We start from the raw sequence: 7,248 nt of genomic DNA on the forward strand, positions 1-7,248 counted from the left end.
CGCAGCAAGATTGAATCCGACGGCGGCGCGCCCTACATCAAGACCGTTTACGGCATGGGCTATCAATGGACGGGAGGTGAGGCAAAATGAAGTTTCAAAATCTCTCGGTAAAGCGGCTGTTTAGCCGGGTGGCAATGGGGCTTGCCCTCTCCATGTCCGGGATCACCATAGCCCTGTTTCTTGTGACAAAACAGATTGCGGTGCTGCTGACAGGCGGGGCGCTGCTGTTGTGCGCCCTTGTAGGGATTTTTGTACTGACGCAGGCGTTTGGAAAACGGTTATCACAGTTTACCGCTGACCTGTGCCAGACTTTAGACCACATGATCGCCGGGAATGAAGCGCCCCAGCGCCCGGAGGACAGCGAAACCCAGCTTGCCAGAATCGGACACCGGCTGGCAAGGCTTTACCAGATCATGCAGGAGAACCGCCGCCGGGTGGACGAGGAACGGCAGGAGTTACAGACCCTTGTATCAGATATTTCCCATCAGGTGAAAACGCCGGTGAGCAATCTGAAAATGGCGACGGACACCCTGCTGGAAAAGCCCATGACCGAGGCGGAGCGCACCGACTTTATCCGGGGAATCCGCAGCCAGACGGATAAGCTGGACTTTCTCTTTCAGGCCCTTGTGAAAACCTCACGGCTGGAAACGGGCGTGATCCAGTTGGATAAGAAGCCGGGCCGCCTCTTTGATACCGTGGCGCAGGCCATGAGTGGGATCGTGTATGCAGCGGAGAAAAAGGAAATCGCCGTGTCCGTGGACTGCCCGGAGGATTTGGCCTTTTCTCATGACAGCAAGTGGACATCCGAAGCCCTCTTTAACCTGCTGGACAATGCGGTGAAGTACACCCCGGCAGGCGGGAAAATCGCTGTGTCGGTGGTGCTGTGGGAAATGTATGTGGAGATCAAAGTGACCGACACCGGCAAGGGCATTTCCGAAAGCAATCAGGCCGCCATCTTCCGGCGCTTCTATCGTGAGGAAGAAGTACACGAACAGCAGGGCGTGGGCATTGGCCTGTATCTGGCCCGCGAGATCGTAACGCGGCAGGGTGGCTATATCAAAGTGGTTTCGGAGCCGGGCAAGGGTTCAGAATTTTCCATTATGCTGCCTACAAAATAAATCGCGGCGGACGGCCATTCCCGGCTGCCCGCCGTAAATTTTTTTGAAATGTCCGAGCGTTGTAACATTTCACCCCGATTTTCAATGAAATTTTTTAGCCGCTGTAACATTTCGCGGACATTTGGGTTTTACAATGGCCTTATCAAATATGGAGGTGATACAACTATGACATGGCCTTTTGAGAACGATACAAGCGCCATTACAAAAAAGTTGGCAAAACGAAACTTAAAAGCAGATAAAAGTAGAAACATCCTCATTATCATTACGATTGCCTTAGCTACCTGCTTGATAATGACAACGACCTTGTATTTTTTTGCTTCGCAGCGAAAATCATTAAATGATGCAGCTGGGCGTTATCAAGCAATTATCAATGAAGTCGATAATGATACCATTACAAAATTAGTAAATGACAGTAGGGTTCAAGTGGGTGTAAGTCATTTATTGGGTTTAGTATCTTATGGGGACTACAAATTAACCGTCCGTTCAATGGATGAAACACTAATGAAATTAGCAAAATATCCTGATTTGGAGGGGGAATTGCCCAAATCTACAAATGAAATTGCTATCACAAAGGCGTTTCTTGATAGAGCTGGATTGTCCAAATCCGTGGGCGATATTATATCGTTAAATCTGGGAGATGGAGAAAAAGATTATACCTTATGTGGTATTTTGCCTGTCGAAAATTCAAATTATTCCGTATTCGTGTCGCAGTCCTATATTGAAAACAAGCTCAGCGAACCGGCATACTCCGCTTATATCCGTTTGAATGAATCTGATGGTTGGTCTAAGGCTGCTATACAAGCTGAATTATCAACATTGTGCAGAGAATTGAAAATACAGCCGGAGCAAATGCAGTTTTCAACATATTATTTTTCTCTCATTGAACAGAGAAGCAGTCAATATATCACTGTAATAGCATTTATCAGTCTTATTATCGCTTTGGCGTGTACCCTTGTTATTTACAGTCTGTTCTATGTGTCCATAGCCAGAAAAACAAAAGAATATGGAAAACTGCGGACAATAGGGGCAACTGGAAAACAGATGAAAAGAATCGTTTTTAGAGAGGGATTTCATCTTTCCAAAATTGGTATTCCGATTGGAATATTAGCCGGTGCAATAGCGGGATATGTCCTTGTCCCGCAAGGCTGGAACACTTTAATGGTATTTGTAATTGCCGCTGTCACAGCTCTGTTTGTGTATTTATGCGTTATGATTGCTGTAATTAAGCCAGCCAAGATTGCTGCTCATGTTACGCCTATTGAAGCAGTCCGTTATATGGCGAGCAATAATGATGTAATGTCCAACAGTACAAAAGTGTTACATCGTTCTCTATCCGCAAAAAACTTAGCTTTTCTTAATTTTGCAAGGAACAGAAAGAAAACCGCCTTAACGATTCTGTCGTTAGGGGTATGTGGAATTTTGCTGATGGCAAGCTCTGCATATTTTAATTCCATTGATCCTTTAGCGATGGCGCGTAGGAGTTTTCCTTACGGAGAAATTCGCCTTGAATTAGGCGATTACGGGCCACAGGCACATAACAGCGAACAATATTCAGAACTCCAAAAATCGAATCTGCTTACAGAAGATTTTAGAGAATCCATTTTGGACATAGATGGTGTGGAAGAAATAAAAGAATACCAAGGCACCGTTTTGAATGTTCGTATGCCAACGGGAGATATTGAACCGATTGTTTCAGACGCATATACACGAAGCTCTCAAAAATTGATTGAGCAATATTTGATTGATGGTACAGCAGATTTGCAGGAACTACTTAAAAACAATGGCATTATTATTGAAAATGGCCCACAGTGGAAAGAAACTTTTGGGTGGGATGCAGCGATTGGGGACGAACTTCTGATTGAAGTTGGCGGACAAACATTGGAAGTAAAAGTAATGGGAATTGTGGACGCTAATATCCCGTATGGCGGATATGATACGCTATTTATTCCTTTAGAAATGCTGTCAAAGATCGTTCCTATTGAAAACCTCAATTATCAATTTATTGTAGATACAGATGACAGTAAATGGGCAGCCGCAAAAGATGAAATCCAAAAGATAATTCCACCGACTTCCAGCCTCTATGTTAGTACCTTGAATGATTGGGTAGAGGCATACAACGAAAAACTATTGAACTATCGTATGCCAGTCTACATTTTTGTTATGTTTATCGGGGTTTTTGGCATTATCAATCTGCTAAACACACTGATAACAAACATCTTGACCCGGAAGCGAGAACTGGGTGTTTTGCAAGCGGTTGGTTTGAGCAGTAAACAGCTTTCAAAAATGTTATTGATAGAGGGCTTGTTCTATACATTAGGGGTGCTTCTTCTTTCCATATCATGCGGAACTCTTATCGGGTATCTTCTCTGCACCGTCTTTAGTGCAATGAGTATTTTTGGAAAAGTAAGCTATCATTTTCCGACAGTTGAAATGTTCAGTTATTTTATACTGATGCTTGCTGTCCAAATGCTTTTCTCGTATTTGGCAATCCGGCAGATAAAAAAACAATCTCTGGTAGATCAAATACGGGAATTATCATAGAAATTTTTGAAATGTCCGAGCGTTGTAACATTTCACCCCGATTTTCAATGAAATTTTTTGGCCGCTGTAACATTTCGCGGACATTTGGGTTTTACAATAGCCTTATCAACAAAAGCGAGGAGGCGACGCAATGGAACTGACCCCGACATTGATTTTGAATCTGGCGCTGCTGATCGTCCCGCCCGCTGTCCTTGTGCTGGTGTTCCGGCAATGGCTGGCCCGGCACATCCGCTGGACGGTTGCCTTGACTGCTCTCTGTGATGTTCTCCTGTTTTGGGATGAACTGTTCTACTATGAGAGCTTCGGCCTGTTCGCTGGGCTGATTCTGGTACAGTTGGCGGCCACCGGCGCGGCAGCGTTCCGCATTTACAACAAACAAAGAAAGGATTGAATTTTATGAGTATTTTACAGACTATCGACCTGAAAAAGTATTACGGCACAGAGCCGAACATCACCCGCGCCCTTGACGGCGTGAACTTCTCTGTAAATGACGGCGAGTTTGTGGCCGTTGTGGGAACCTCCGGCAGCGGCAAATCCACCCTGCTTCACATGATGGGCGGGCTGGACACCCCTACTTCCGGCAATGTGATTGTCCGGGACAAAGAACTGTCGAAAATGAACGACGAACAGCTTACCATCTTCCGCCGCCGCAACATCGGTTTTATCTTCCAGAACTATAACCTTGTTCCCATCCTGAATGTGTATGAGAACATTGTCCTGCCGGTGGAGCTGGACGGGGACACGGTGGATCAGAAGTTTTTGGACGAGATCGTTCGCCTGTTGGGGCTGGAAGATAAACTGAAAAATATGCCGAACAATCTTTCTGGCGGCCAGCAGCAGCGTGTGGCGATTGCCCGCGCCCTGATTACCAAACCGGCTATTGTGCTGGCCGACGAGCCGACCGGCAACCTTGACAGCAAGACCAGCGCCGAGGTGCTGGGGCTTATCAAGCGCACCAGTGCGGAGTTCCGGCAAACCGTTGTGATGATTACCCACAATGACGACATAGCCCGTCTTGCAGATCGGATTGTCCGCATTGAGGACGGCAAGATCGTGGAGTAAGGAGGTGGCAGGCTATGACATGGCCTTTTGAAAATGATACCAGCGCCATTACAAAGAAGCTGGCAAAGAAAAGTTTGCAAAGCGAGAAGCGCCGGAATCTGATGGTGGTGATTGCCGTTGCGCTGGCGGCGTTTCTGATCTGCTTTACGGGAATTGTGTCTACCTCCCTGACACAAATGCAGCGCAATCAGGTTGTCGATACTTATGAGGCGGTCTGGCTGGGCGTAGAGGAAAACGACATTGAAACCCTGAAAGGACTGCCGGAGTTTGAGCGCGTAGGCGGCTACTATATGCTCGGCGAGGAACTTTCGGAACAGGGCTATCATGCCTCTTATGTATATAATGACGCAGAAATGATGGAGATTGGGCGCGACCAAATGAAGCTATTGGAGGGGAATCTACCCCAAAAAGCAAATGAAGTTGTCGTAAGCGAATACTTTCTCTCCACCTATGGAAACAATGCCAAGATCGGGGACACTGTGACCTTAGATACCGAGAGTTTTCATGGTGATTATGTCGTTACCGGCATTATGGACAGCGTAAATGAAAAAGAAGCGAATACCTGCGCTATCATTCTTTCCAAAGCTGCCCTGACAGAATGGAAAGGGTTTGATCCGGCTGGGTATCGCGCTTATGTCCATTTCAAAAACAGCGATCAGTTGGGCGAGGAACTGATAACCTCTTATTGCAGAGAGATTGCAGAGGAATATCAGCTTCCTAATCCCAGCATGAACAACAAGTATTTTGCTTATGCTTCTAAATCCTTTGATTTTTTACCGATTTTTGGTGTGATTGTTATTGTTCTGATCGGCGGCTATATTGTGATTCAGAGTATCTTCCGTATCTCCATCAATGACAAAATCAGGAGCTACGGACAGCTTCGGACGATTGGTGCAACGCCAAAGCAAATCAAGCGGATTGTAAAGCGGGAGGGACGCAAACTCGGCAGTATCGGAATTTTGATTGGTACAGTGCTGGGCGTATGCTGCGGTTTTCTTCTGTTTTCCAAGGGATTTAACGCTGTTTCCTATGCCGTTATGGTTTCCCTGACACTCATAAGCGGTTGGATCATGGTGTCTATTTCCATCCGTAAGCCGGTGAAAATCGCGGCAGGGATTTCCCCCATTGAAGCCGTCCGTTTTACCCCAGTGCAAAAGGACATCCGCAGCCGGAAAAAGAATATCAAGCTCAATCCTGTTTCAATGGGAATTGCGAATTTTAAGCGTGACCGAAAAAAGACAATCAGTATTGTAGCATCTTTGAGTATCGGCGGAATTTTGCTGATGGTGGTATCTTCCATTGTTTTAGTGCGCTCACCAGAACAAATTGCAAGATTATATTTTCCTGACAGCGATTACAAAATATATCTCCAAGATCTATCGGAAGAAATGTTAGTAAAAGGTAATCCGCTAAACGAGGAACTAAAGCAGGAAGTTTTATCTGTTGATGGTGTTACGGATATAATCGTAGCCAGACAATCGCTCCATACCAGCATTAAAACAGATGCTAACCAAAATTCAGGAATATGTGATACGCTGACTGACCAGAACTATGCTATGGTTGAGGCTGCATTGACAGAGGGAACGATGCCGACAGATTCTCATAGTATCGTAATTCACGACCAGATTGTAGCGTATTTTGAAGATATGGGCGTCGGTTCCACCGTTGAATTTTCTTCAATAGATGGTAAGCAGTCCATCCCTGTTACAATATCGGGAGTGTTTTCCACTTCAAAAATGCCTGTGATTTTCGGGCATGGACGCGCTCATACAGATGGCTCTGTTTTCTTTGCTCCAAAAGATTTATTCTACGAACTGTACCCGGAAATTACTACCTTTGATTACTCATGGAGCATTGTAAGCAATCCGAAAAAAGCTGAAACTGTAAAAGCTGAACTGAAAAATATTGTAGCCGAACACAGTAACCTTGCTTTAGATGAAATAGATACAGCGATTGCGGCTGAAAAATCACAAAATTCTGCGGCGTTTGGTAGTATGCAGGTTCTTTCATGGTTGGTGTTCCTCTTTGGTGTTATCAACCTCATCAATACGACCCTTTCTAATCAGATGTCCAGAAAACAGGAAAACAGTGTTTTGCGTTCCATTGGTCTGACACAAAAACAGTTATGCAAAATGAATATATGCGAGGGTCTGTGTTATGCGTTCTTTGCAACATTGGCAATCCTGATTGTCGGATTTCCTATTTCTATTGTTGCAAGTAGAGAAATAAGTATAGCTACTTTTGGTGGAAATGTAGTACCTTACAAATTCCCGGTTTTGGAAATGGGATTGTTCATTCTGGTATTATTCGGAATGGAACTGATCTTGTCTGTATGGACAATCCGCAGACAGAAAAAACAATCTCTGATTGAACAAATGCGGGCGATGGAATAACCGTATGGGATCGGCGGGGCGGCATGTGCTGCCCCGCTTTTTTCGCCATTTCTCAAAAAATTTTTGAAATGTCCGAGCTTTGTAACAATTCAGCCTGTTTTTTTGTCGAAATCAAAGGCACCTCGGACATTTAT

At 45.1% G+C, this 7,248-nt stretch carries 5 protein-coding genes and 1 pseudogene; all 6 read left to right on the forward strand.

From position 1 onward, the window contains the following. Positions 1–90: pseudogene (locus WMO20_RS14025) on the forward strand (response regulator transcription factor); the annotation flags it as partial. Then, on the forward strand, positions 87–1,118 hold the full coding sequence (locus WMO20_RS14030) for a sensor histidine kinase (protein WP_349187268.1): 1,032 nt from the start codon (positions 87–89) through the stop codon (positions 1,116–1,118). The pseudogene WMO20_RS14025 and the gene WMO20_RS14030, both read left to right, overlap by 4 nt. 165 nt (positions 1,119–1,283) lie before the next feature. Then, positions 1,284–3,659, forward strand: coding sequence for an ABC transporter permease (locus WMO20_RS14035; protein ID WP_033143517.1), 2,376 nt, complete (start codon positions 1,284–1,286; stop codon positions 3,657–3,659). A 130-nt stretch (positions 3,660–3,789) separates the two neighbouring features. Then, a complete protein-coding gene (locus tag WMO20_RS14040) occupies positions 3,790–4,050 on the forward strand; it encodes a hypothetical protein (RefSeq protein WP_008816373.1) in 261 nt (86 codons plus the stop codon). Positions 4,051–4,055: 5 nt separating this feature from the next. After that, positions 4,056–4,721 carry an ABC transporter ATP-binding protein gene (locus tag WMO20_RS14045; protein ID WP_349187269.1) on the forward strand — a complete coding sequence of 222 codons (666 nt, stop codon included), beginning with the start codon at positions 4,056–4,058 and terminating at the stop codon, positions 4,719–4,721. Positions 4,722–4,735: 14 nt separating this feature from the next. Beyond that, on the forward strand, positions 4,736–7,114 hold the full coding sequence (locus tag WMO20_RS14050; RefSeq protein ID WP_005362413.1) for an ABC transporter permease: 2,379 nt from the start codon (positions 4,736–4,738) through the stop codon (positions 7,112–7,114). Positions 7,115–7,248 lie beyond the last annotated feature (134 nt).

It is taken from the genome of Faecalibacterium intestinale, assembly GCF_040096575.1.
In the GTDB taxonomy this organism is placed as follows: domain Bacteria; phylum Bacillota; class Clostridia; order Oscillospirales; family Ruminococcaceae; genus Faecalibacterium; species Faecalibacterium intestinale.

Coding starts and splice junctions, on each gene's coding strand:
- WMO20_RS14030 (WP_349187268.1), top strand. CDS start 87: ATGAAGTTTCAAAATCTCTCGGTAAAGCGGCTGTTTAGCCGGGTGGCA.
- WMO20_RS14035 (WP_033143517.1), top strand. CDS start 1,284: ATGACATGGCCTTTTGAGAACGATACAAGCGCCATTACAAAAAAGTTG.
- WMO20_RS14040 (WP_008816373.1), top strand. CDS start 3,790: ATGGAACTGACCCCGACATTGATTTTGAATCTGGCGCTGCTGATCGTC.
- WMO20_RS14045 (WP_349187269.1), top strand. CDS start 4,056: ATGAGTATTTTACAGACTATCGACCTGAAAAAGTATTACGGCACAGAG.
- WMO20_RS14050 (WP_005362413.1), top strand. CDS start 4,736: ATGACATGGCCTTTTGAAAATGATACCAGCGCCATTACAAAGAAGCTG.